21 protein-coding genes are annotated in these 24,682 nt (G+C 52.5%); 14 read left to right on the top strand and 7 right to left on the bottom strand.

What is annotated here, in order from left to right; translation table 11 throughout:
- Positions 1-126 precede the first annotated feature (126 nt).
- Positions 127-3,456 (bottom strand): hypothetical protein, encoded by a 3,330-nt coding sequence (locus tag HMPREF9412_RS17810; RefSeq protein ID WP_139084004.1) that lies wholly within the window; start codon positions 3,454-3,456, stop codon positions 127-129.
- Here HMPREF9412_RS17810 and HMPREF9412_RS32580 point away from each other — a divergent pair.
- Complete coding sequence (locus HMPREF9412_RS32580; RefSeq protein WP_139084002.1) at positions 3,428-4,144, top strand: hypothetical protein; 717 nt, start codon at positions 3,428-3,430, stop codon at positions 4,142-4,144. The genes HMPREF9412_RS17810 and HMPREF9412_RS32580 overlap by 29 nt on opposite strands.
- 329 nt (positions 4,145-4,473) lie before the next feature.
- Complete coding sequence (locus HMPREF9412_RS17805) at positions 4,474-5,979, top strand: HD-GYP domain-containing protein (RefSeq protein WP_009593035.1); 1,506 nt, start codon at positions 4,474-4,476, stop codon at positions 5,977-5,979.
- Between the two features lie 113 nt (positions 5,980-6,092).
- On the opposite strand, the gene tatC is transcribed toward HMPREF9412_RS17805, so the two are convergent.
- Positions 6,093-6,863, bottom strand: coding sequence for a twin-arginine translocase subunit TatC (gene tatC, locus HMPREF9412_RS17800; protein ID WP_009593045.1), 771 nt, complete (start codon positions 6,861-6,863; stop codon positions 6,093-6,095).
- A gap of 23 nt (positions 6,864-6,886) precedes the next feature.
- Positions 6,887-7,138 (bottom strand): MerR family transcriptional regulator, encoded by a 252-nt coding sequence (locus tag HMPREF9412_RS17795; RefSeq protein WP_009593049.1) that lies wholly within the window; start codon positions 7,136-7,138, stop codon positions 6,887-6,889.
- Positions 7,139-7,419: 281 nt separating this feature from the next.
- Here HMPREF9412_RS17795 and HMPREF9412_RS17790 point away from each other — a divergent pair, with 281 nt between their 5' ends.
- The 8 genes from HMPREF9412_RS17790 to HMPREF9412_RS17755 all read left to right on the top strand — a co-directional run bounded on the left by HMPREF9412_RS17790 (position 7,420) and on the right by HMPREF9412_RS17755 (position 13,296).
- Positions 7,420-9,024, top strand: a complete 1,605-nt coding sequence (locus tag HMPREF9412_RS17790; RefSeq protein ID WP_009593032.1) for a flavin monoamine oxidase family protein — start codon at positions 7,420-7,422, stop codon at positions 9,022-9,024.
- A 22-nt stretch (positions 9,025-9,046) separates the two neighbouring features.
- The gene (locus tag HMPREF9412_RS17785; protein WP_009593031.1) at positions 9,047-9,598 is read left to right on the top strand and encodes a RidA family protein; all 552 of its coding nucleotides are present in this window, start codon (positions 9,047-9,049) and stop codon (positions 9,596-9,598) included.
- Between the two features lie 86 nt (positions 9,599-9,684).
- On the top strand, positions 9,685-9,912 hold the full coding sequence (locus HMPREF9412_RS17780) for a twin-arginine translocase TatA/TatE family subunit (RefSeq protein ID WP_009593040.1): 228 nt from the start codon (positions 9,685-9,687) through the stop codon (positions 9,910-9,912).
- Between the two features lie 243 nt (positions 9,913-10,155).
- A complete protein-coding gene (locus HMPREF9412_RS17775; RefSeq protein WP_009593042.1) occupies positions 10,156-10,359 on the top strand; it encodes a CsbD family protein in 204 nt (67 codons plus the stop codon).
- Between the two features lie 32 nt (positions 10,360-10,391).
- Positions 10,392-10,667 (top strand): hypothetical protein, encoded by a 276-nt coding sequence (locus tag HMPREF9412_RS17770; RefSeq protein ID WP_009593039.1) that lies wholly within the window; start codon positions 10,392-10,394, stop codon positions 10,665-10,667.
- Positions 10,668-10,814: 147 nt separating this feature from the next.
- A complete protein-coding gene (locus tag HMPREF9412_RS17765; protein ID WP_009593029.1) occupies positions 10,815-12,101 on the top strand; it encodes an MFS transporter in 1,287 nt (428 codons plus the stop codon).
- Positions 12,102-12,172: 71 nt separating this feature from the next.
- Positions 12,173-12,847 carry an NAD(P)H-binding protein gene (locus HMPREF9412_RS17760; RefSeq protein WP_009593044.1) on the top strand — a complete coding sequence of 225 codons (675 nt, stop codon included), beginning with the start codon at positions 12,173-12,175 and terminating at the stop codon, positions 12,845-12,847.
- 68 nt (positions 12,848-12,915) lie between these two features.
- The gene (locus tag HMPREF9412_RS17755) at positions 12,916-13,296 is read left to right on the top strand and encodes a RidA family protein (RefSeq protein WP_009593048.1); all 381 of its coding nucleotides are present in this window, start codon (positions 12,916-12,918) and stop codon (positions 13,294-13,296) included.
- 106 nt (positions 13,297-13,402) lie between these two features.
- On the opposite strand, the gene HMPREF9412_RS17750 is transcribed toward HMPREF9412_RS17755, so the two are convergent.
- From HMPREF9412_RS17750 to HMPREF9412_RS17740, 3 genes are all read right to left on the bottom strand, one after another.
- Complete coding sequence (locus tag HMPREF9412_RS17750) at positions 13,403-14,167, bottom strand: tryptophan-rich sensory protein (RefSeq protein ID WP_009593043.1); 765 nt, start codon at positions 14,165-14,167, stop codon at positions 13,403-13,405.
- Positions 14,168-14,261: 94 nt separating this feature from the next.
- A complete protein-coding gene (locus tag HMPREF9412_RS17745) occupies positions 14,262-15,878 on the bottom strand; it encodes a response regulator (RefSeq protein WP_009593046.1) in 1,617 nt (538 codons plus the stop codon).
- A gap of 1 nt (position 15,879) precedes the next feature.
- Positions 15,880-17,664 carry a sensor histidine kinase gene (locus HMPREF9412_RS17740; RefSeq protein ID WP_009593036.1) on the bottom strand — a complete coding sequence of 595 codons (1,785 nt, stop codon included), beginning with the start codon at positions 17,662-17,664 and terminating at the stop codon, positions 15,880-15,882.
- A gap of 153 nt (positions 17,665-17,817) precedes the next feature.
- Between HMPREF9412_RS17740 and HMPREF9412_RS17735 the strand changes: the two genes are divergently transcribed.
- The 3 genes from HMPREF9412_RS17735 to HMPREF9412_RS17725 all read left to right on the top strand — a co-directional run bounded on the left by HMPREF9412_RS17735 (position 17,818) and on the right by HMPREF9412_RS17725 (position 20,965).
- A complete protein-coding gene (locus HMPREF9412_RS17735; protein ID WP_009593034.1) occupies positions 17,818-18,699 on the top strand; it encodes a carbohydrate ABC transporter permease in 882 nt (293 codons plus the stop codon).
- The gene (locus HMPREF9412_RS17730; protein WP_009593030.1) at positions 18,699-19,535 is read left to right on the top strand and encodes a carbohydrate ABC transporter permease; all 837 of its coding nucleotides are present in this window, start codon (positions 18,699-18,701) and stop codon (positions 19,533-19,535) included. The genes HMPREF9412_RS17735 and HMPREF9412_RS17730 overlap by 1 nt, the downstream gene beginning before the upstream one ends.
- A gap of 140 nt (positions 19,536-19,675) precedes the next feature.
- Positions 19,676-20,965: an ABC transporter substrate-binding protein gene (locus HMPREF9412_RS17725; RefSeq protein ID WP_009593050.1), complete on the top strand. Its 1,290-nt coding sequence runs from the start codon at positions 19,676-19,678 to the stop codon at positions 20,963-20,965.
- Positions 20,966-21,057: 92 nt separating this feature from the next.
- Here HMPREF9412_RS17725 and HMPREF9412_RS17720 read toward each other — a convergent pair whose 3' ends face one another.
- A complete protein-coding gene (locus HMPREF9412_RS17720) occupies positions 21,058-21,270 on the bottom strand; it encodes a PLDc N-terminal domain-containing protein (RefSeq protein WP_009593047.1) in 213 nt (70 codons plus the stop codon).
- 320 nt (positions 21,271-21,590) lie between these two features.
- On the opposite strand from HMPREF9412_RS17720, the gene HMPREF9412_RS17715 reads away from it, so the two are divergent.
- A partial coding sequence (locus HMPREF9412_RS17715; protein WP_009593037.1) for a DEAD/DEAH box helicase occupies positions 21,591-24,682 on the top strand: 3,092 nt, incomplete at its 3' end.

Raw genomic sequence — 24,682 nt, 5'->3', positions numbered from 1 at the left:
TGCCGGTGATGGTTCCCTCAGCGATTTGATTTCCCGTAACAGAGCCCTCGCCTAAGGTGAAGTTGTCAAAAGCATTCGGTGCAAGGTGTCGGCTCTCGATGGAGCCGTCGGCAATCTGCTCCCCGTTCAGTGAGCCGTCGGCGACGTTCGCGCCCGTGATGGTTCCCTTAGCGATTTGCTTCCGGATACAGATCCGCCGGCCAGGGTGAAGTTATCAAAAGCGTCCGGACCGAGGTGGCGGCTTTCAATGGAGCCTTCGGCGATCTGCGAACCTTTCAGGGACCCCTCGGCTACGTTCGCGCCGGTGATGGTGCCTTCAGCAATTTGACTTCCCGTAACAGAACCTTTACCTAAGGTGAAGTTGTCGAAAGCATCCGGTGCGAGGTGCCGGCTCTCGATGGAGCCTTCGGCAATCTGCGAACCGTTTAAGGAGCCGTCGGCGATGTTCGCGCCGGTGATGGTTCCCTCAGCAATTTGGCTTCCTGTTACAGAGCTTTCGGCTAAAGTGAAGTTATCAAAAGCGTCCGGTGCAAGGTGCTTGCTTTCGATAGAGCCCTTGGCAATCTGGGACCCGTTCAAAGCACCAGCCGCAATGTTCGCGCCTGTGATGGTTTCCTTGGCGATTTGGCTCCCCGTAACGGAGCCGTTAGCCAGGTTGAAGTTATCAAAGGCGTCCGGCCCGAGATGTCGGCTTTCAATAGAGCCCTCGGCTATTTTGGAGCCGTTCAGAGAACCTGCCGCAATGTTTGAGCCGGTGATCGTTCCATGGGCAATTTTTGCTCCCGTAACCCCGTGATCCTGAATAAGCTCCGTTGTAATCGCACCGGCTTCAATATGCTTCGTGTTGATACTCTGCGTCTGCAAGTGATGAGGAAGAACGGCACCTTCTGCCAATTGCCTTGATTTGACGGACCCGGGCTGCAATTGATCAACCCCAACGCTATCCGGTTGCAAGTGGACATGGCCGACAGACTGATCCGCCAGATGGGCCATGTTGACGGAGTAAGGGGCGAGATGGTGACTTTGAATAGAGAATAACTCTACATGCTTGGATGCAACAGCCCCTTCACCGAGATGGTCGCCATGGATCGATTCCCCGGCAATATGCTCGGAAAGAACGGCACCGTTCGCGATGTGCGATGATTCAATGCTTTCGTTCTGGATATGCTTTGCGCTGATCGAGCCTGACGCAATATGCCGATCGGTTACAGCGATATCCTCAATATGCTGTGATTTGACGACTTCCAAACCAAGATGGTCCGATAGGACGCTCGCTTCTTGCAGATGCACTGCCGAGATGGAGAGCGGTTTGATTTTTTCTCCGCTAACGGCGTTTGTTTTCAATACGGTCCCCGACACAGATGAAGGGGTGAGGTGGTCTTCCGTAATCGATTGCGATTCAAGCTTCGCTCCTGGAATGCTTCCGTCGGCAAACAGCATATCGGGCGATCGGCTCTCGTCAGCCAAATGGTTTAGCGTGATGGACTTCTTTTTCAAATGGTAGCCGTGAATTGCTTCCTGGGTGATATGTTTGCCTAAGATGGATTCCAGTCCAAGATGCACTCCCTCAACCGCCTGCTGGGCAATTTTGTCTGAGGTAACGGCTCCATTCTGAATGGCGTCCTTGGCGACGGAATGGGTTGACAGGTGGGTGGAACGGATGGCTTGGGATGCTATTTTGTCACCAGTGATGCTGCCTTCGGCAAGTTTGGATGACGTAACGGAAAGATCCACCAGCTTGTCGGTCGACACGCTTTCCGGTGACAGTTTCAGGGACGTTACAGCATGGTCTGCCAGATGCCGAGGTGCAATAACCCCTTCGCCGATAGAAGATTCGATTACGCTGCCTTCCGCAATTTTGTCGCTCGTTACCGCTCCGCGTCCAAGCGCTTCTGTTCCTACGCTCTCGGTCTGTAAATGGCAGCTGGCAACCGAGCCGTTGGTCAAATGCGATGACTGAATCGCCCCGTCTTGTATGGCATGTGCTCCGACGCTGTCTGCTGCCAGATGCTGCTGCAGAATGGATTGGCTTGCGATATTGCTGGAAGTCACGCCACTCTGCCTAATGATGCTGCCGCCAACCGAGCCCAACGCCAGCTTGCTGCCCGTTACACTTTCGGGTGCAAGCTGTTCTTCCCCAACCGATTCTCGCTGAAGATGCTGTCTCGCGATGGAACGGTCGGCCATGTGCTGCTCTCCAATCGTTCTGGAATGGATTGCCGCACCGAGCACGCTTTCAGGAGCAAAGTGCTGTGGCAAGATGCTGCCGATTGCGATATGTTTTGCTTTCACTGCATCTTGAGAGAGATGCCGGGCTTGAACAGCCTCCGAAGCGATTTGGGATGATTCTACGGCCCCTTTAGCCAAATGACGGGTTTGTACAGCTTCATTGGCAATCTTACTCGGGAGAACACTCTGATCAGCAATTTTTGAGGCCGTAACTGCCTGCTCGACCAGTTTGGCTGTATGGACTGACTGATCGGCAAGTTTGGAGCTCGTTATACTGGAATCGCTCAAGTGACGGGTGGACACGGCGCTGATGTCGATCTGTTCGGGACCGATGGAACCAGGCTGAATCTGATCAGGCCCTATTGCACCGTCTTCCAGATGGCGGGCGCCCAGCGATCCATTCTGAATATGGTCGGCGCCAATGCCTCTAACAGCAATTTGGTCGGGGCCGATGCTTCCCTTGGCAATATGCTCCGATGTCACGGCCCTGCTGACGAGATGGTCGCTGTTAATGGATTTCTGCTGTATATGGGAGCCGTCTACGGCGCTATCCGCTATTTTGTTTCCGGTGATGGCGCCGTCGCGAATTTTGGATGACGTGACGGCATTGTCGGCAAGCTTGGAAGTGTGAATCGCCTCATTGGAAATATGCCGGGTTTCTACGGCGCTTGATGCGATTTTTTCTCCAATGACAGATTGGTCGTCCAGCAGCTCCGTTGATACGAGCAGCTGCTCGAGATGCCTTGCTGTAATAGCTCCGTCAGCTATTTTCTTCCCTTCAACGGCATGGTCCGCCAGCTTTTGGGTGGTTATGCTGCCATCCTTGATTTTGCTTGCGTTGACCGAGCCGTCCCTGAATTTGCGCGTCGATAAGATTCCATCCATGAGATGCTCGCCCGTGACCGACAATGGAGCAATTTTGCTTGAGGTCACGGCTTCGTCTGCAAGATGAAGGCTGGAAACGCTATAGTCTTGCAGCGCTTCGGGACCGACCGCTCCACGAGCAAGCTTGGAAGCCGTAACCGACTTGGAGGCGATCCGGTTCTCGGTTATGGCATATTCACCTATGTCCTCTGTAAATATAAAGGCTCCCTTAATTTCTGGCATTTCTTTTTCAAGAATCAACTGCTCAGGCTCGATTTCCGTGTTCGGCAGGGGAGGATCGGAAGATAGCGTCAAATGGTCGGAAGACAGTGTTGTGGAAGAATCTGTAGAAGACAGTGTCACGGAATCTGCAGAAGGTAATGCTATGGGGTCAGATGCAGTCGCGGCGGAGTCGGAATTTACTGTTACGGCATCAGAAAATGCAGTAACCTCTGTCGATAAAGAAATAGCTTCGTCTGATATTACGGATGGTTTGATGACTTCTTCTCTTTCTTGTTGCTTTAATTCGAAAATGCCGATGAGATCCTCTTCCGGATCCGCGAGGGGTAAGGTTGAAAGAATGCGGGCTTCTTTTTCTTGCTCTGTTTCTTTTTCTTTTTCAGGACTGCGTCCATTACCCCGCCCCAACAGGTCGAGTTCCCTGGTACTAGGGTCAACTCTGAAGGGTTGGTTAGAAGATGTTGACGAGTTTTTTTTCTTTTTCTTCAAAACTGCACGCTCCTTCCGAATACTGATCGTCTCCGGTATCATATGCAGCCGTTTAGGCGGCTGTCACTGGTCTTTTGGGATTCGAAGAATCGAAATGGCGGCGTATCCATGGAAAAAGGACCCGGCAAAGGCCGAGTCCTTCATTGTGCGCTTAATAGCGCTTATAAAATTTAACCCCTGGCGCCTTTACGGCTGCACAGTCGGTTCCGTATTTGAAGTTTCTTCAAGAATCTTTGCTTCTAAAACGACAAAAGCCCTGCCTCTCTTTCGTCCTTGCGGCTCCGATGACCGCTCCAGTGTGAATCAGAAAACCGTTCCATAAAACTCATACTTTTAGGGTCATAAAATAGGAATTTGCACTTCAACAGAGATGTAAATAACCATGTTTCGAGGAACTTACGGGGTTAAACTTCGTGTAACAATTATTTATTATAGCACAGCTGCCTGTAATAAGCAAAGTTATTCAAACGAATATTAGAATGAAATGCAAAAACGCTTGATTTTTTCCTGAAATCCTACGATATTCATATTAACAGTTTTTTCTTGTAAATTCTGCTGCCGAGCTCTTAAACTTGTAGCATCATGTCGAATACGTTCGGATTGCATATGCCTTGCCGATATTTATTATCCGTTAATGAAAGTAGGCGTTCCATGCAACTGTATAAGTCTTTTCTTAAACAGCTAATCCGGAACTATATGATCGGGTCCATTGCAGCTGTGCTTGTTGTGGGTGGCGTATTAATGGTAACGACCCTGGAGATTCCCACCCGGGAAGGCGTGCGTCTAGTGCTCATATTGGCCGTTTCGTTCATGGTGATGGTCGCCTCGGAGCTGACGGTCTTTCTTCGCCATTTACGGCCGATTCACGCGGGATTTGATGAGGGCCATACGGATTTGGAAACGTTGGAAAAAGCGTATTTGAGCATTCACCGCATGCCGCGTTTGGCGGTATATCGCATATTCGGACCGCATCTGCTCGGTTTGTCGCTTCCGGCCATTCTGCTTACCGTTTGGATGATGGAGCAGGGGAAGCTGAATTTCCCGCCGTTCTATATATGGCTGGCTTGCCTGGGGGCGGTCCTGCTGGCCAGCTGTCACGCCATGATCGAATTCTTCCTGACCATAGCCGCCGTTCGCCCTTTGATCAAGGAAGTTCGGCGGCAGGCGCTGTCGCGTTATGGCGTGGATTTCTCTCTTGAAGGCCATGTGTTCATGGCGATTCGGACGAAATTTCTGCTGAGCACGATGCTGATCGGCACCTTTCCGCTATTTCTGTTCAGTTTGGCCGTCCAGATCCGGTTGGAGGGGCTTAGTCAGATTGTAGCCCAGCAGTATTGGGGCTGGGCCGGATTTATACTGCTGCTTGGGGTCGGATTTGCTTATATCGGCGCCTGGCTCCTGACCCAGGATTTGCAGCGTCCCATCCGTCAGCTGTACCGGGCGATGAATGAGATCAAGGAGGGCCGTCTGATTCAGACCTCCAATCTCTACTCCGATGAATTTTCCAATTTGATCGCGGGTTTTAATATGATGGTCCGCGGGCTGCAGGTGCGCGAGGAACGGAATCGCAAGCTGCTGGACAGTTATTTTGCCGCTTTGGCAGCGGCGCTGGATGCCAGAGATCCATACACGGCCGGCCATTCGCTTCGGGTAGCGGAATATTCGGTGTTGATCGGCCGTCTGGCCGGACTAAGCGAAGAACAGGTTGATCTTTTGCATAAGACGGCATTGCTGCATGATATCGGCAAGATCGGGGTCAGGGACAACATTTTGCTGAAGGAAGGGGAACTGACGGCAGAGGAGTTCGATCAGGTAAAGGCCCATCCGGCGCAAGGGGAGAACATTCTGCTGCAAATCGAGCCTGCCGATGCGATGGCTCCTTACCTGGAGGGGGTGCGCTCCCACCATGAGCGCTATGACGGAGGCGGATACCCTGACGGGCTGAAGGGAAAGGAAATTCCGCTGTTCGGCAGGATTATTGCGGTGGCCGATGCCTATGATGCCATGACGTCGGATCGGCCGTACCGCAGCGGCATGAAATCTTCGGATGCATTGAGCATATTGGAAGCCGGTAGGGGAACCCAGTGGGATCCCGATTATGCGGGCATGTTCGTGAAATACATGAAAGCGGAGAAGAAGGTCATTACGATCCGTTAGCGGGGGACCAGCCAAGGAACGCAGCTGCACGGATTCTTTGATGAATAGGTAAGAGGCCGTACCTATGCAGGTATACGGCCTCTTTTTTTGTGGATATGGAAAAAACAAGGATATCAGATCATCTGGTGAGCCGTATCGATTTCCGTACCTTCTTCATGCTCTGCATGCTCTCTCTTGCGATGCATCCAGCCTGCCAGCCATGTGCTGATTTCATACAGACCGATGAGCGGGACGGCAACCATGAGGTGGGATACGAGGTCAGGCGGCGAGATCAGCGCCGCAACGATAACCAGAACGACGTAGGCGTAGCGCCTCATGGTATGCAGGAGAGCCGGGCTTAATATTCCTATTCGCGTCAGAAACAGGACGATGACAGGCAGCTCGAAGGCAAGAGACAGCGGGATGATGATATTGAACATGAAACCGAAGTACTGGGCGACGCCGTACGTCTCGACGAGGTCCATCTGACTGTTGATTCCCGTCGTAAAAGCGAGGCTCATCGGAAAAACGACAAAGTACGCAAACGCGACCCCTATGAGAAAACATAACGCGGAGAAGGGGACCAACCGAAGGGCCGCTTTCTGCTCGCGGCCGTTCAGTCCCTGATTGACAAACAGCCAGATTTGGTGCAGGGCGAACGGCAAGGTAGGAAGCAGAGACAATACGATGCTGATGCTCATGTAGATGCGGAGTCCGTCCCAGGGCGAGAATACGTTCCAGGTTACCTGAAAGGCCGGCGAATGATGCTTTAACATGGTTAACACATGGGGTGCAGCGAATAGGCCTGCCGCCATGCTTAGGAGAAAGACGGCGGCTACAAGAAGGATTCGCTTTCTAAGTTCGGCGATGTGCTCGAGCAGCGTCATGGTATTCTTGAACTCCATAGACTTCGTCACTCCTTTGGTTATCATCGGAAGATAGGCGTGCAGCGCTGCTTTTTCGACTTATTCAATTCCTTCAGTTCAAACGTATTAAATCCCTCCTGCATTTTTTGATGGATTTCCTGAATGCTCTTCACATCCTCAAAAGAATATTTTCGGTTCCCTCCCTTCGTACGCTCCGGAAATATGAGCTTGCGTTCCTCGTAATACCGGATTTGCCTTTCCGTCAATCCGGTCAGTTCGCAAACAACCCCAATACTCATCACCTTACTCTCCATGCTCTTTACCTCCTATGTAAGTATTGTTAACCCTGAGCTTTTGTTAATGGCTTGGGATTAAAACCAAAGAAGATAAAACGGTAATAATTTGGGTGGAACCATTCCATTTGGAAGGATTTATGACATGATTTTATGAAAAAGAAGGTGAAAAAGCAATCATTTTTCAAAAATAAAAAACTATGTTAGGAATTATAACATATTTTAAGTCAAACCTTGTTTTCTCTGCTAAGATCGGCTCATGAATCCAATCCAATCCCAAACTAGCGAAGGAGTGAACGAGGGTGGCTACAAAAGAACAACCAAAAGAGATGACCCGGAGACAATTTCTGACGACCGTTGGCAAGGTGGGCGGATCTGTCGCCGTCTTCAGCTTGATGGGTACGATGGGGCTCCTTACGCCGGAAACGTTGAAAGCCGCGGAATATACTCCACCCGGAAAGAATGATCTGCATCTCAGCGGCCGGGGCGGCAAGAAGATTGTTATTCTCGGCGCAGGGATCGCGGGCCTGACGGCAGCGTATGAGCTTGGTCTGGCAGGTTACGACTGCACGATATTGGAGGCAAAAAGCTTTGCCGGCGGGCGTAACTGGACGATACGCAAAGGAACCTCCGTGTCGGAGATCGGATCCGGCCGTCAGACTTCCCGTTTTGATAACGGACTGTATTTCAATGCAGGCCCGATGCGGATTCCCCAGCTTCACGTCACGCTGGATTATTGCAAGAAGTTTGGCGTAGCCATCGAGCCCTTCAACAACGTGAACGAGAGTGGCTATTACTATAACGAGAATGTGGGGGCTTTGTCCGGACAGCGCGTCCCCAAGCGTGCAGCCAAAGCCGACGTACGCGGTTACGTGGCCGAGATGCTGGCCAAAGCCGTGAATCAAAATGCGCTGGATCTGCCGCTGACGGCGGAAGAGAAGCTGAAGCTGGTGGATTATCTGAAGGCCGAAGGCGATCTGAATCCGGACCTGTTCTACAAGGGATCGGAGCGCGGCGGGTATAAGGATGAACCGGGAAGCCGCCTGGATGCCGGCGTGCTCCGCGATCCGTTCGATTTAAAGGCCATCATCAATTCCGGCTTCGGCAAATATTTCAGCAACGAATACGGTTACGACCAGCAGATGATGATGTTTCACCCCGTAGGCGGCATGGACGCCATCATCAAGGCATTCGAGAAACGGGTAGGCAGCCGAATCAAGTACCGGGCCGAGGTGAAGGAAATTCGCCAGTCCTCCTCCGGCGTGCGGATTGTGTATGTGGACGGCCATTCCGGCAGAGAGCAGGAACTCCGCGGCGATTACTGCATCTGCACCATACCGCTGACGGTACTGAAGAAGATCCCCGCCGACTTCTCGCCGGAGATGTCCAAAGCCATCGGCAGCGTGGGCTACGCCTCCGCAGGTAAAATCGGTTTGCAGTTCAAGCGCCGTTTCTGGGAAGAGGACGAGTATCTGTACGGCGGCAGCAGCTTGACGAATATGGACATTACGCAAATCTACTATCCGCCGACAGACTATTTCGGGAAGAAGGGGATCCTGCTCGGCTATTATGCGTACGGGGGCATCGCCGATAAACTCGGCAGCATGTCGTATGCCGAGCGCGAGAAACTGGCATTGACGCAGGGGGCCAAGATCCATCCGCAGTATCCGAAGGAGTTCGAGGCCTCCTTCTCGATCGACTGGAAGAAGACCAAATACCAGGAGGGAGGCTGGGTATCCTATTCCGCCAATGATAGGAAAACCTACTACCCGACCCTCTGCAAGCCGGATAACCGCATTTACCTGGCAGGGGAGCATATCAGCTACATTACGGCCTGGCAGGCAGGCGCCATCGAATCCGCCCGCGAGGTCGTAACCGATATCCATCAACGCGTCATGAAATCATAATGGAGAAGGGAGTCCATAACCCATGAAAAATAAACTGAAGACGTTCCTGGCACTCGCCATGCTGTTCAGTGCCGTAAGCGTAACCGCATATGCCGACGGTGCTTCTGCCCATAAGAAGCCGGCCAAAGCTTTGCCGGCCCCCAAATTTTACGGCAGTCCTACATCCTCGATCTCCAGCGGGGTAGTCGTGCCGGAGGGTTCCTCTTATCTCTATACGAGCGGGACGGTTCCGCCATTGTTGAACAAGGACGGCAAAACGGTGTATGAACGCTATGGGGATACGAAAACCCAGGGGATCGGCATCCTGAAGGAAATCGAGAAGCAGCTGAAGGAGCAGGGATTGACGATGAAGGATGTCGTCTATTTGAGAGTGTACCTGACCCCGGATGCAGCGAAGAACGGGACCTTTGATTATACCGGCTGGTTTGACGCATACGCCCAATTCTTTAATACGAAGGAGAATCCGGTTAAGCCTGCGCGTTCCACCGTGGGAGTTGCCGGTCTTGTGAATGCCGATTGGTTGATTGAGATTGAGGCCGTAGCCGTATACCCGAATAAGGAAAAGAAAAAGTAAGTTGTTCTCGTTCGCAGCGGTGGATCGAATGGCCGTTGGCTTTCAACATGAACCGTTACCATCACATATTAAAGGAGTTGGGTTCTATGTTCCAAAATGTCGGTTTTGTCGGATTGATGATGATCTTGATTGTCGTGCTCATTCTGTTCGGACCTTCCAAGCTGCCCGAGCTCGGCCGGGCGGTGGGCCGCACATTGTCCGAATTCAAAGCCTCCGCCAGAGAGCTGGTTGGCGAGGATAAAGAGGAGGAGAAGGATAAGGAGAGGGAAAGGGAAAGGGAAAGGGAGGGAGCCGTCATCAAACTGAAAGGCTGATAGGGAAGTTTAATTTCTCCCTTATGCTATGAAAATGGATATCTCTGTACAATCCAAGCTGCTGCCACGGATGATTGAAGTCCACGGCGGCAGCTTTTTACATGCGTCGCTTGAGGTATGGTTCGAGAGCGGAACTCCCCGTTGTCATCGTTTGCCAGGATTCAGAGAAACTCCTGGCGGGTATACACAAGTACAGGCAATGATACAATTCATCATCCATTACGCTAAGAGGAGCTGATACTTATGGATAGCAACGTATTTAAAGGGAAATGGAAGCAGATGAAGGGTGAAGCGAAGAAGCAATGGGGCAAATTGACGGATGACGATCTTGATGTGATCGACGGCGAGAAAGATAAATTGGTTGGCAAGCTGCAGGAACGCTACGGGCATACGAAGGATGCGGCAGAGCGCGAATATACGGATTGGAGTGCAAGATACCGCGACTAGTCCACAAGACGATAAGGGAGGCAGTACGAATCATGTTGGAATCCCGTGTTGTGACCGGCAAGGTGATCGATATTCGTGACGGCAAGGTGTTTACCTTACACGGAGATATGGTCAGCACCTATCATTTGGGATACTACGAGATGACGAACGAGGAGATTCTCCCTGTCACGGACAGTCAGCAGGCGGCAGCGCCCGCTGCGGGCCTCATGGCGGAGGAATCTTCCGAGTCCTCCGGCTGGCTCGGCAGGGAATGGAAACCGCTGGCCAGTTTCATAACCGCATGGAGAAAGAGTGCAAATCGAGCCTGATTTGCGCTCTTTTTTTTGACTCTTTAAGCCTGGCTGTCCAGCTAATATGCAATGAGAAATTCATGTGAGTTTTATATTTCAAAAGTCATATTGACTTGGGTCCGATGCGGTGTAGAATGAGGTCAAAAGGAAGTTTGATCAGCCCATTTGAAGACATCGAAGGAGTGTATCAACATCAAGGCTGTCCAGGTTATTCACAAGCCACGCAAACAGGTTTCGCATCAACGCAAACATTTGATGACGGCCACATGGGAAGGGGTTCCGGCGATCATTTTGCAGACGCTGCTGGGCGGTCCCTTCTTGACAGGGTACTTATTGTACTTAGGCGCGGAATCCAGTGAGGTTGGTTTTGTTCTGGCCGTCACCACGCTGTTCAACGTGCTTCAGATTCTGGTTGCGTACCTAATCCAGCGCTTGCAGTACCGCAAGAAAGCAATGATTGTGTTTACCTTTATGCACCGCATATTGTGGGGGGCTACGGGCCTGATCCCGTTTATTTTCCCGGAACGATGGTGGGTTCCGGTGTTTATGATCCTTTATATGGGCGCCTTTATTGCCAATACCGTATCCGGCATGCTGTGGACCTCGCTGATAAGCGACATGGTGCCGGCCAAAGTGCGGGGACGTTATTTCGGCATACGCAATACCATCCTGAATGCGCTCGGAGCCCTGACCCTGTTTGTTGGCGGGATCATCCTGGACCGTTACCCCGGCGGCGGGGGCTTCCTGATTCTGTTTATGATTTCTTGGATTGCCATCGCTGCGAACTTATCCATGTTCTTCTTGTATCCTGATCCTCCCTTCGAGCATTCGAGCGAGCGTCAGTTTAGGGCGATGATCCGCAAGCCGCTGTCGGATACCACGTTTATCAAATCTACGCTGTTTCTGGCTGGCTGGCTCTTTCTGCAGACGTTGATTGTTCCGCTCTACTCGTACGCCATGCTGGACGTTCTGCATATTTCGTATTCGATCGTATCCATCATGACCGTTGTGCAGACCGTGATCATGATGATCGGCTTCTACGTATGGGGGAATTTGAATGCGCGTTTCAGCAACAGAACCTTGCTCTATTGGACATTGCCGCTGATTGCGGGGTCGTGCTTGACATGGGGCTTGCTGTCCGTCCTGCCCGTGATCCCGGTGCTGCTGTTATCGCATATGCTGCTTGGTGCCGGCGTAGGCGGCTTTAACCAGCTTGCCTTTAACTTCATGATCGGAGATACGCCGAAAAGCGAACGGCCGATGTTCATTGCCGTATACTCCTCCATCACGGGGTTTGCTTCTTTTCTCGGACCCATGCTGGGCGGTCTCATATTCAAAGGGATTGCACATGCGCCCGACTGGGTCTCCCGATATGGTTTTCAAACAGCGGTGGGCGTGCTGATGGTGTTGATTGCTTTGACGGTGGGACGGAGAGTGCTTCGTACCGCTTAGAAGAACGGCAGGCAGCCGATGTCTTTCATGTCATGGATATTTCATATGATGAACGAAAAGGAGGGGTTTCGTTGGGAATGGTTGCACTCGTAGTCGGGGCCACGGGGCTTGTGGGGCGTTCGGTGACCGACGAGCTGCTGGGCCGCGGGGAGCTTGACGAGGTTCGCGTGCTGGTGCGAAGACTCCCGGATGTCACACATCCCAAGCTGCTGCCCATCCTGGTGGAGTGGGATCAGTTGGAACGATACGGCGACGCTTTTTCCGGCGTCCATAGCGTGTACTGCTGTCTGGGGACCACGATCAGGAAAGCGGGGTCCCAGCAGCAGTTCCGTAAAGTGGATGTGGACTATGTCATCAAGACGGCAGAGCTGGCCAAGCAGAACGGGGTGAGGCAATTTATGGCGGTCAGCTCCGTAGGTGCCAATCCGAAGGTGCGCAATTTCTATCTTCGCACCAAGGGAGAGGTTGAAGAGCAATTGGCCGGAATCGGTTTCCGGGGACTGCATCTGTTCAGGCCGTCATTATTGCTGGGGGATAGAACCGAACGGCGGTTTGGGGAGCGGGCGGCTTCGCTTCTGATGACTTCCCTCGACTTTGCCTTCAGGAGTCCGAAGCTTGCCCCATACCGGGCCATTCCGGCGCAGAAGGTCGCCAGGTCGATGGTGAACATCGGTCTAACGGATATAAAAGGCCATCATGTATACACCAATGAAGTGATGCATGTTCTAGGCGAGGCCGCTGATTAAATTTGCCAGAGAACCCGCAGCGGATTACAATGTACACAGATAGGAATACATAGAAAGGGTGATATATCATGAGTAAACATATCATATCGACCGACAAAGCCCCGGGAGCCATCGGACCATACAGCCAAGCTGTAGAAATCAACGGATTCGTATATACTTCAGGCCAGCTGGGATTGAATCCGGAAACAGGAGAATTCGGTGAAGGGGTCCAGGAACAAGCGAAGCTTTCGCTCAGCAATGTCAAGGCAATTCTCGAAGCTGCCGGGACAAGCCTGGATCAAGTGGTTAAAACCACGGTATTCCTGAAGGATATGAACGATTTCGCGGCGGTGAACGAAGTGTACGGCAGTTTCTTCTCCGAGCCGTATCCTGCGCGCAGTGCCGTGGAGGTTGCTCGTCTGCCGAAGGACGGATTGGTAGAGATCGAGGTTATAGCCGTTAAGAATTAAACGACATGAACGTACAAGGAGCTTTGCCTGCGTCGGCAAAGCTCCTTTTGCTTGTTCTAAATCCTTTCGATGAAGATTCTGAAGGACGAGCCGATGAATCCGCGCTTTAATACCGGGATCGTCTCCGGTTGCGCGTGAAGAAGAGCCATATGGCAAATACAAACAAGACGATCGAGAGCACGAAGGCGGTCATTAAAATACTGTCGGTCTCCCGATGCTCGGCGGCGATGGCGATGTAAGCCCAGGTGAAGACCAGCGGTACGATGCCGTCCCGGTATCGCAGTCCGATCAGGATGGCGAGCAAAGCGCCTACGCAGAGCAGGGCGATACCCAAAGCGGACTCGCGCAGCCCGAAGAGGCTCCAGCCATTCTTCTGGAACACGATCCCGACATTGACGATAAAGGCAGGGCACACCCAGCCGATATATAGGCTGAACGGCAGCTTCAGGCAGAATCTCTCGCCGTTCGTCGGATAGTCTATCGCATGCGTGCGCACATATAGAACCCATAGGGTCAGCAGCAGCAATAACATCACAACGACAGACCATTCAATATACAAATAGTGCCATAGTACAAGCCATGCCATATTGAATACGCAGCTGAGAATAAACCATGGACCGATGAATTTGACGGAATCCCGGTTTCCGGAATCGCGGCGCAGCTGGTAGATGACAAAAAAGAGCAGCAGCACATAGATGACGGACCATATGGAAAAGGCATACCCAGCGGGAGTGATCGCCGTATAATACATATCCGATATCTCCCCGGTCGTTCTGCCGCCCAGCGGCAGCATGCCCGATAACACGTTCACGGTGATAACCCCGAGGAAGAACAGCAGATTCCACCAGCGGTACGGGTTCGTACGGTACATACAATCTCCTCCTGAAATCAGTCTGGACTATATAGAATATACCCAAAAGTTTGGATATCGAGCCAGCAGCTAAAAGAAGGGGGTTCTAGTCTTCTTAATTCATATGCTTCTTGCGATATTCGTTCGGCGTGAAACCCTCCATCTTCTTGAACACTTTGCTAAAATATTTCTCGTCCTGGTAACCGACCATCTCCGCGATCTGGGCAATCCGAATTTGGGGATTGAGCAGCAGCGTTTTGGCTTTCTCGATTCGAATCCGCCCGAGGAAATCCGATAACGTCACGCCGAATTCCTGCTTGAATTTACGGGAAATGTACTCCCTGCTAAGAAAGAACTTGCCTGCGATCTGCTGCAGCGAAATCTCATCATGATAGTGCTGTTCCAAATATTGGGCTATGTCATGAATGATGTGATTGTCCTTCGAATGGATCTGGGTAAGGACCCGGGATGCCGCGTAGAGTCTACCGCTGATCTGTTCGCGCCAGCGGTCCCAGCAAATCATGCCATCCTCGCTGTAAGGGAGCGCAGAGGGAAGGTCCTGCGAAATTTCAGCGTCCTCGACGGGCTCCTGCGTGCTCTTCACTTCATTTTCCGTCCAATGATACTGAATCCAGTCCCATTCCGAATTCCACCTCATCAGATGCTCCGGCGACACAAGATCCCTCTCGCGAACCTCCTGCAGCCACTCTTCCGTGGCCGCCTCGATGCGCTCCTTGCTCCCGCTGAGTGCAGCCAGCTTGAATTCCTCCTCGTAGGAGGAGAGGCGCAGGGTGCGCGAGCCCTCGCTTTCGACGGCGCGCTCACGATGGATGTGGGACTTGCCGGTCAATAAATTACGGCTGCACAGGGCTTGGACTGCAGTCGAATAAGCCTTGGGCAAATCTTGGGGAAAAGCGCCCGCTTCGGCGGCGCCGAAATGGCCCCGCCTGCGAAGGGTGGAGAAGAACCCGTCATTGATTCGATCCAGCAGGTCGTTAAAGGGAAGACGTGGATTCCAACAGAGCAGGATGATTTCTCCGGGCTTGTCGATATGTCGGAAGGCTACTCCGCGATCCTTCAACAGCTCATTGCAAATGTTGATGAGGGTGAAGCTCAGCAGATGCCGCCTATTGCGGAATTTGGACAGCAAAGCTTCGTCAAATTGATCATCGCGGAGCACGGCAACGTTGCAAGCCATGCCGGTTTCGGGCAGCGTCATCCGTTTCCGCAATTGAGAGACGACGTTTTCCCTGCTGCCGTAACCGTTCACAAGATCCGAGAGCAGGCGGTCCATATAGAATGGGGTCATCTGATTCATTTCAATATTTTGATTGGTCATATGCCGCCGTTTCTCTTCCTCAAGCCGCCAGGTTTCAACCGCTTTGGCCAGCGCCTCGTTCAAGCTGTCCGGATCCACGGGCTTGAGAATATAATCGATGCCTCCCGAACGGATGGTATGGCGCACATATTCAAAATCATCGTATCCGCTGATGACAAGCACTTTAATATCCGGTTTCGTGGCATGCAGCCAGGTCAGCAGCTCAAGTCCGTTTTTGCGGGGCATCCGCATGTCGGTCATGACAATCTGCGGCTTCTTCTCCTCGATAAGCCGTACCGCTTCCTCGCCGTCGGCGGCCTGGTCGATCTCCGTTATGCCATGCCGTTCCCAGTCTGCCAGAAGCCCTATAGCTTCCCGAACGTGCTGCTCGTCATCTACGATCAATACTCTCATTCTAGTGTTCACTCTCCCGTGGTTTGATATCGAGCGTAACCTTGACGCCGTGGGGCTCTGCATTCTCTATGGTTAATTCAGCATGATTGTTGGAGTACAGGTTCAACCTCATGAATACGTTCAACAGCCCGATGGAATCTTCGCCGGCATCGTTTCGGTCAGGATGTTGAAAGGCCGTCTCAAGTTTGCCGCGGATCGAGGCAAGCTCTGCCTCCTCGATGGAAGCCCCGTTATTCTCAATGACAACGATTAAGCGGCCATCCTCCGCGATGCGGGTGGAGATGGAGATGCGGCCGACGCCGGCGTGCGTGTTCATGCCATGCTTGAAATAATTCTCAACGATCGGCTGCAGGATCATCTTCGGAACCGGGGCCGTGAGGCTCTCCGGATCCACATCCCAGATGATTTCCAGCTGATCGCGGAACCGCTGTTTCTGCAGCTCAAGGTACAGCCGAACATGGTTGATCTCATCCTGAAGCGTCACTTTGCCCTCGCTGTTACGCATATTGTAGCGCATCATATTCGCCAGCGAAGAGAGCAGGGAATAAATCCTCGGCACGTTGTGCTGCAGGGCCAAGGTGCCGATGGACTGGAGCGTATTGTACAGAAAATGCGGATCGATCTGGGCCTGGAGCGCCTTCAGTTGGTTGGTTTTATTGGCGATTTCCAGCCGATACTCGCGCAGGATCAGGTTGTTGATGGTATCCATCATCGTTCGGAAGCGTCGGGACAGAATGCCGATCTCATCCGGGCTTGTCACGTCGATATTCACGTCGAGCCGCCCGGTTTTCACCTGATTCATATAGGTTGTGAGCTGTTTAATGGGTTTTGTGATTCGAATCGATATCCATAATGTGCCGAATATGACAATGAATAGCGCCAATATCGCAATAATCGCGTTAATGCTCGTTAATTCCGTCGAATGTTTGTACAGCGTTTGGTGCGGAATTTGTTTTACGAGCGTCCAGGGTGCGTAAGGCAAATCGAGCTTCTCATAGACAATCATCGCATCCTCGCCGTCATAATATCCTCTTTCCGCTTGAGCGATGACGTCCATAAGCTCAGGATCGTCCAGTGCTTGACCTCTCTGCTGCGGATCCGGACCGTATATGATGCTGCCGCTGCTATCAATCAAGTATAGCGCCTCTTCCCCTTTAGCATAAAGCTGATCGCATATGGCCAAGATACTGTCGAGTTTCACGTCAATGGCCATGAGGGCATATTGGTCCGGCGCAGGCACGTTTGTGATGGATCGGTAGAAGGTGATCACCTCAAAATCCAGGATGTCCGCGGGCCGCGGAGGGAACCCGTAACTATGCACCTGATGGACGGGCTCGATGGCTGTATTGCCTTCGCCGAACTCTTCTATTTTGCGGTACGAAGCCTGCCGGAATTCCCTTCTTGGCAGATTGCTGGATATCTGGGTGGATTGTCCCGTCAATTGATTGTGCAGATAAATCTGGTGAACGTCCTGCGTGCCCGTTTGGATGGCCTGCAAGGTGGCATACAGCTCGGCTACGACCCGGTGGTTATCGGGATCCAGGGCAAGGTTGCGCAAAAAATGGGGATCCGAATAAACGGACAGCGACGCGCGGTCGATGCCGCGCAGATAGTTCATCAGATTGGTCGCTCCTTGATAGATCAGCCGTACATTTTCGTTCACCGTCTGCTCCTTCACGGACTCGCGGGTATGCGTAAACGTGATGATTAACGAGAGCAGGAGCGGAATGGTCGTGACGGCGAGCATGAACGTGATCAGCCGGGTCTGGATGCTGCGATATTTCATGAAGGATCACCTCGGAATTATCGAATGGGCATAAGCGCGTATGGTCAATATTTTACACCTAACGGTTCATGATTCTCCGTGTTTATTGTTTACAGGTTACCGCATAATAGCTGTACATCATACAACAACTTAACGAAAAGGGGAGATCAAGGGATGAATCGAAAAAAATCTTCGGCGCTGCTGCAGCAGTTTCTTTTCGTGGGGCCGTCCACCATATTTTTCATCCTCATCATGATCATTCCGTTCCTCCTGGGTCTTTATTATTCCTTCACGAACTGGAATGGCGTGTCAAGCAAAATCGACTTTGTCGGCTTTGATAATTTTGTTACCATCTTTACCAACGATGATAAATTCCGGGATGCTTTCTGGTTTACGACCCGGTTTACGGTGCTTGGCGTCATCCTTACGAATCTTCTAGGATTTATTCTGGCGTACTTTTTGACAAAGCCTTTGAAGACACGCAACGTGCTGCGGACGATCTTCTTCATGCCAAACGTCATCGGCGGCTTGCTGCTCGGTTTCATCTGGCAGTTTATCTTTGTCAAAGGGTTTGCGGCGATCGGCAATGCCACGAACCTCGGATTCTTTAACCTGCCTTGGCTCGGCACAAAGGGAACTGCCTTTTGGGCAATTGTAATCGTTTTCGTATGGCAGACGGCGGGGTACCTGATGGTCATCTATATCTCCTCGCTTAACAATGTGCCAAAGGATATTCTGGAGGCTGCCGAAATCGACGGGGCGAGCAGAGGGCAGGTACTGCGGTCCATTATCATCCCGCTTGTCATGCCGGCGGTTACGGTATGTTTGTTCCTGGCGATTTCCTGGTCCTTCAAAATGTTTGACTTGAACCTATCCCTGACCAAAGGCGGCCCGTTCGGCTCGACCGAGTCGGTGGCCATGAATATTTACAACGAGGCCTATACGAATAACCGTCTCGGACTCGGAACGGCGAAGGCGGTCATATTCTTCATCGTGGTTGCCATCATCACAAGCCTGCAAGTCCGATTCACGAAGAGCAAGGAGGTTGAAGCCTAATGGAGACTACAAGAAAATACCGGCTGAACACCATGGCCACCGAGATCATTATGGTCATCTTGGCATTGCTCTTCCTGGTTCCGTTCTACTTCCTGTTCGTGAACTCCGTCAAAACCTTCGGCGAGCTGTTAACCGATTCGGCGGGGCTTCCGACCACGTTCGAATGGAGCAACTATTCACGGGCGTGGGACATTACCAACTTCCCGCAGGCGTTCTGGAATTCGCTGGTCGTTACGGTGGCGAGCAACCTGCTGCTGGCGATGTTAAGCGCCATGACCGCTTACCAGATGGTTCGCCGCAACACGCGTTTTAACCAAATCATGTTTGCGCTGTTTGTGGCGGCGATGGTCATTCCGTTCCAATCGATCATGATTCCGCTCGTGAAAGTAACGGCAACGCTCGGCATTAACAACAGCTTGTACGGACTGATTATCTGTTACCTGGGCTTCGGGGTTCCGCTGAGCGTATTCCTGTTCCATGGCTTCGTGAAATCGATCCCGATGGAGATCGAGGAAGCCGCAACCGTGGATGGCTCCAGCGGGTACGGCGTATTCTTCCGGGTGGTTTTCCCGCTGATGAAGCCGATGTTCGTGACGGTGATCATCCTGAACACCTTGTGGATATGGAATGACTACCTGCTGCCATCCCTGATTCTGCAGTCTGCCGAGCTTCGGACGATTCCAATTGCTACTTTTGCCTTTTTTGGGCAGTATACCAAGCAGTGGGACTTGGCCCTCCCGGCGCTGGTGCTGGGGATCATGCCAGTCATTCTGTTCTTCCTGGCCATGCAGAAGTACATCATTGAGGGAATTACGCAAGGAGCGGTGAAGGGATAATCGCCAAACGGTCAATTCCTTCCCCCTCAAAGATCAATATAATACCTGATTTAACGAAAATAGGTTGATTATACTGAAAAAGTAAACGCTATCAACGAATGCTGGACACACTTGGTATAGAAAAAAAGGGAGGTTTTACAATGAAGAAATACGGTAAGCTGCTCCTGGTCATGGTATTGGCTTTCTCCACGCTGCTTGCAGCCTGCGGCGGCAACAACGAGGACGGCCAAGGCGCTGAAGGCGGTGCCGAGGGCGGAACGAAAACGATTAAGATTTTTCAATTTAAAGTCGAAATCGCCGAGGCTTTGAACAAACTGAAGGCCGAGTATGAAAAAGAGCATCCGGGCATCAAACTGGATATTCAAACGGTTGGTGGCGGCTCCGATTATGGTGCGGCGCTGAAGGCGAAGTTCGCTTCCGGCGATGAGCCCGACATTTTCAACGTCGGCGGATACCGCGATCTGGAGACATGGTTTGAGAATGTCGAGGATCTCTCGGACCAGCCATGGGTGAAGGACGTTGTTGACGTTGCCAAAGAACCGATGACAAAAGACGGTAAACTGTATGGACAACCGATGACCATCGAGGGCTACGGATTCATTTATAACAAAGACTTGTTTGAGCAAGCGGGAATCACCGAACTTCCTAAGACGATCACGGAGCTTGAGGAAGCTGCCAAAAAGCTGCAAGCGGCTGGGATTACGCCTTTCGTGAACGGATATCAGGAAACCTGGATTTTGGCCAACCACTTGCTGAACATTCCGTTCGCCCATCAGGAAGACCCCGATGCATTCGTCAAAGGAATGAATGAAGGCACGGAGAAGCTGGTAGGCAACGCGAAGTTCGATGAATGGATGCGACTGTTCGACCTCACCGTCCAATACGGCCAGAAGAACCCGCTGACGACCGATTACAACACGGAAATCACGACCTTTGCCAGCGGTGAAGCAGCCATGACCCAGAACGGGAACTGGACGCAAGTGCAAATCGACGGCATCAATCCGGATCTGAACATTGGCCTTCTGCCAATGCCGATCAATGACAACGCCGAAGAGAACGACAAGCTTCCGATCGGTGTGCCAAACAACTGGGTCGTGAACAACAAATCGAAGGTGAAGGATGAAGCCAAGGAATTCCTGAACTGGCTCGTTACTTCGGAGACCGGTAAACGTTATATTACAGAAGAGTTCAAGTTCATCCCGGCACTGACCAGCATTGAGGCGAATAGCGAGACGCTTGGCGATTTGGGTAACGATGTCGTGAAATACAGTAAAGAAAACAAAGCGCTCAGCTGGGAGTTCAACAAATTCCCTGATGGCGGCATGAATGAATTCGGCAGCCAGATGCAGGGTTATGTTGCTGGCAATGTGGACAAGAACCAATTGTTCGAAGGCATTCAGAAATCATGGGAGAGCTTGAAGGCGAAGTAATCGCGAGGTCGGCACGAGTGCCATCCGAATGATTATGGACGTCAAAAAAAGACGGTGCAGGACGAACCAGCACCGTCTTTTTGTTGTGGAGGCTAATAATTATTGCGGATCAGCAGGTAAATAATAAGACCCACGACAGGGAAGAACAATAAACCCAGCACAACAAGAATCGCGAACTCGGGACTGCGCCCTTTCCGCCGGGCATCGTTATAACCCCATACGCAGACGGCAATGTGAAGAAGAAAGAAGAACAATACCAGCAATAAAGTCGCAATCCCGAAAATACCAAAGCCAACAAAACTCATAAATGCAAGACCTCCCGAACTCTTAATGTATGATCTACATACGCCGGATCAGCGGAAGGGTCGCATAAAAAATGCAGGCATCGAAAATTTGGGCGGCAAGAATGAACGGGAGACTGCATAAGAACAAGGATTATTCATTACTCTATATATAGAAGAAATCGATATGCAATACATAGATCATAACGAAATAGTAAATACATGGTATGATAAAGGTTGACGTTATTTTGGCGCTGGCCGTAATCCGTATCGTTTTGAAATTAGGTTGCTATCGTATAAGATAGTAATAATATCTATAAAGCAGGAAAAGACGGGAGACAACGATGAATCAACCGCTCTATGGCGTATGGTTAGGTGACGTATTCTTTTGTTTTTCCGGTGAGGTTTCGGAGCCCCGAGTGGATGCATGGAGCAGAGTGGTCCGAACCTTTCGCAAACCGGATGGAACCCGTCCCTTCGCTAACGCTTCCCTCCGGCTTGCCGAGCTCAGATATCCGGCCAAAGTCCTCGGATCGAAAAGCGCGCGGCGCCCGGAACGGAAGACGCTTGGCGGACGGACGATGGAAGGGCTTGCGCTGACACCGGGAGACGCATTCTCCATGCTGGTTTCGCTGGATCCCGAGCATACCCAAGCTCAGGGTTTGGCCGTCGGCGAAGAAATGGAATATTGGGTGCAAGCGAGCAGATTCGCATTGGAGCTGTTATTGCAGGGGAAGTTTGCACCAGGGACGGCGGAGGTGCCTTCCGCCGGAAGGCGCAAAACGTCGATGCACACGATAAAAGCGGTATGGAAACCGCAGTTGAATACCGAGGATACGGCCCGTTTTCTGCAGCTGGCGGCGAATATTCCTCCTATTGCCATCGGGACGCCTGCAGCGCTTGCCGGAACCGATCCTTCCACGCGGGAGGAAGCGGGGGCGATTGTGCTGTATTCTTTCCTGTGCGGCGTGATCGACAGTCAAGCCAGGGCTGCCGTCCGCGAATCGGAGGACAAGCTGAGGGCCTATCTGGCGAACTACCGGCGGGGACAATCCCCGCTTACCGAGCTGTGGTGGAACAGTCTATTGACGGTCAGTCGGGATATTCCCATTCAAGGAACGGTGGAGGAAGTGGGCGAGCTGGAGGAAGCCGTAGAACGGGTCGGGGGGACCGTGTTCCCTTACGCCGGCGGGGAGGATCAGCCTCCTGAGAACGGAACCCTTGCCCTTGGGCTGCGGCTCGAACCGCCGCTGGAAGAGAGCCGGAAGGACTGGAAGGTAACCTTCTGGGCACGAAGCCAGGAGGATGAAGGCTTATTGATGCCGGTCCGCAGCGTATGGGGAAGTCCGGAATCCGATCAGCTGCTGCGCGGACGGATGTATGCTGGGGCCCAGCTGCAGCTGCTCATGAGGCTGGGAGAAGCCGCAGCGCTGGCTCCCGAGCTGGCGGCAGGCTTGTATGGGCGCGCTCCGGAGAGCGTCACCCTGCCGCTTGAGCGGTTGTCGACGTTCATGAAGGAATCGGTTCCGAGATTAACGGCGAGCGGCGTTACGGTTCAAATGCCGTCCCGCTGGAGCAGGGAAGGACGCCGCCGCGTCGGCTTATCCCTCAAAATGATGACGGATGCAAGATCGTCAGGCGAAGCACAGTCGACGCCGGTGCTCGGAATGGAGCATCTGGTCAGCTTCCAAATATCCGCAGCGATGGGCGGCCATACCCTGACGCGAGAGGAATTGAAATTTTTGGCCGAACAGAATCTGCCTTACGTCCAGTTCCGCGGGGAATGGGTCGAGGTGGATTTGAAGGAGATCAATCAGGTGCTGCGCTTCATGAAACGCCATGAGAAGGGCGAGATGGAGCTGGCCGAATGGATGCACCTGAGCGCCGAAATGGATGGAGAGCGCTTGTGGAAGGGGCTCTTCATTGAAGAAGTTGAGACAACGGGCCTGCTGTCCTCCCTGCTGGACGGGGAAACGGTGCGCAAGCTGCCGTCCCGCCCGATCCCTTCCTCGCTTCACGGAGAGTTGAGGCCGTATCAGGAGCGGGGATATCAGTGGCTAAGCGTGATGCGCGATTTGGGCTTTGGCGTTTGCCTTGCCGACGATATGGGGCTTGGAAAAACGGTGCAGGTCATCACTTGCCTGCTGGAGCGCCTCAATACCGAAGCTGCGGGAGACCCGGTGCTGATCATTTGCCCGACCTCGCTACTGGGCAACTGGCAGCGGGAGATTCAGCGATTTGCGCCGGATCTGACCTTGCATGTGCACCACGGCGTTCGCCGTCTGCGCGGAGACGATTTCCTGCAGGAAGCGGCCGATCATGATATCGTGCTGACGACGTATCACTTGGCCGGAAGAGACGGCGGGGACTTATCCGCGATCCAGTGGTCGAGCGTGGTGCTCGATGAAGCCCAGTATATTAAAAATTATCGTACGAAGCAGGCGCAGAGCGTCATGAAATTATCCGCGCCGCACCGCATTGCGATGACGGGGACGCCGGTGGAGAACCGTCTGGCGGAGCTGTGGTCGATCTTCCATTTTCTCAATCCGGGATATCTCGGATCGTTTAACAGCTTCCGTCAGCGCTATGCGCCGGGGGAAGGGCAGCAGGAGAGATTCCGGGAGCTTCACAAACTGGTTTCTCCATTCATGCTGCGCAGACTCAAGAGCGATCCGGACATCCGCAAGGATCTGCCGGAGAAGCTGGAACTGAAATCGTATTGTCCGCTGACCGAGGTTCAAGGCGCGATGTATCAAGCCGTCGTCGACGAGATGATGGGACAGATCGAGAGCCGGACGGGCATGGCCCGCAAGGGGCTTGTGCTTTCATCCCTCACCAAGCTGAAGCAGATATGCGATCATCCGCAGCTGCTTCGACGCGACGATGGACGCGCTGTGCGTCCCGAGTCCTCCGGCAAGATGGAGCGCATGCTCGAAATTCTGGACAGCATCGCGGATGTGGGAGAATCGGCGCTGATCTTTACCCAGTATGTGGGCATGGGCGAGCTGTTGGTGAGCATGCTTGGACGCAAATACGGAAAACAGCCGTATTTCCTTCATGGAGGGGTGCAAAAACGCGAACGGGATGAGATGGTACGGGCGTTCCAGGCAGGCGAGGGGACGGAGTTCTTTGTCTTGTCGTTGAAAGCCGGGGGCGTTGGCCTGAATTTGACCCGTGCGAACCATGTGCTCCATTATGACCGATGGTGGAACCCGGCGGTCGAGAATCAGGCAACGGACCGCGTATTCCGGATCGGGCAGAACCGCAACGTGCAGGTGCACAAGCTGATTTCCCAGGGAACGCTGGAGGAGAGGATCGACGAGCTGATCGAACAGAAGAAGGCGTTGTCCGAGCAGGTGGTCGGGTCGGGCGAAACCTGGCTGACGGAGATGTCGGACGGCGAGCTCCGCCAGCTGATCGAGCTTCAGGAGCAGGA

Source organism: Paenibacillus sp. HGF5 (assembly GCF_000204455.1).
Lineage (GTDB): Bacteria > Bacillota > Bacilli > Paenibacillales > Paenibacillaceae > Paenibacillus_AQ > Paenibacillus_AQ lautus_A.
Note: the sequence above shows the minus strand (reverse complement) of the source record. Positions and strands in the feature narration are given on the sequence as shown.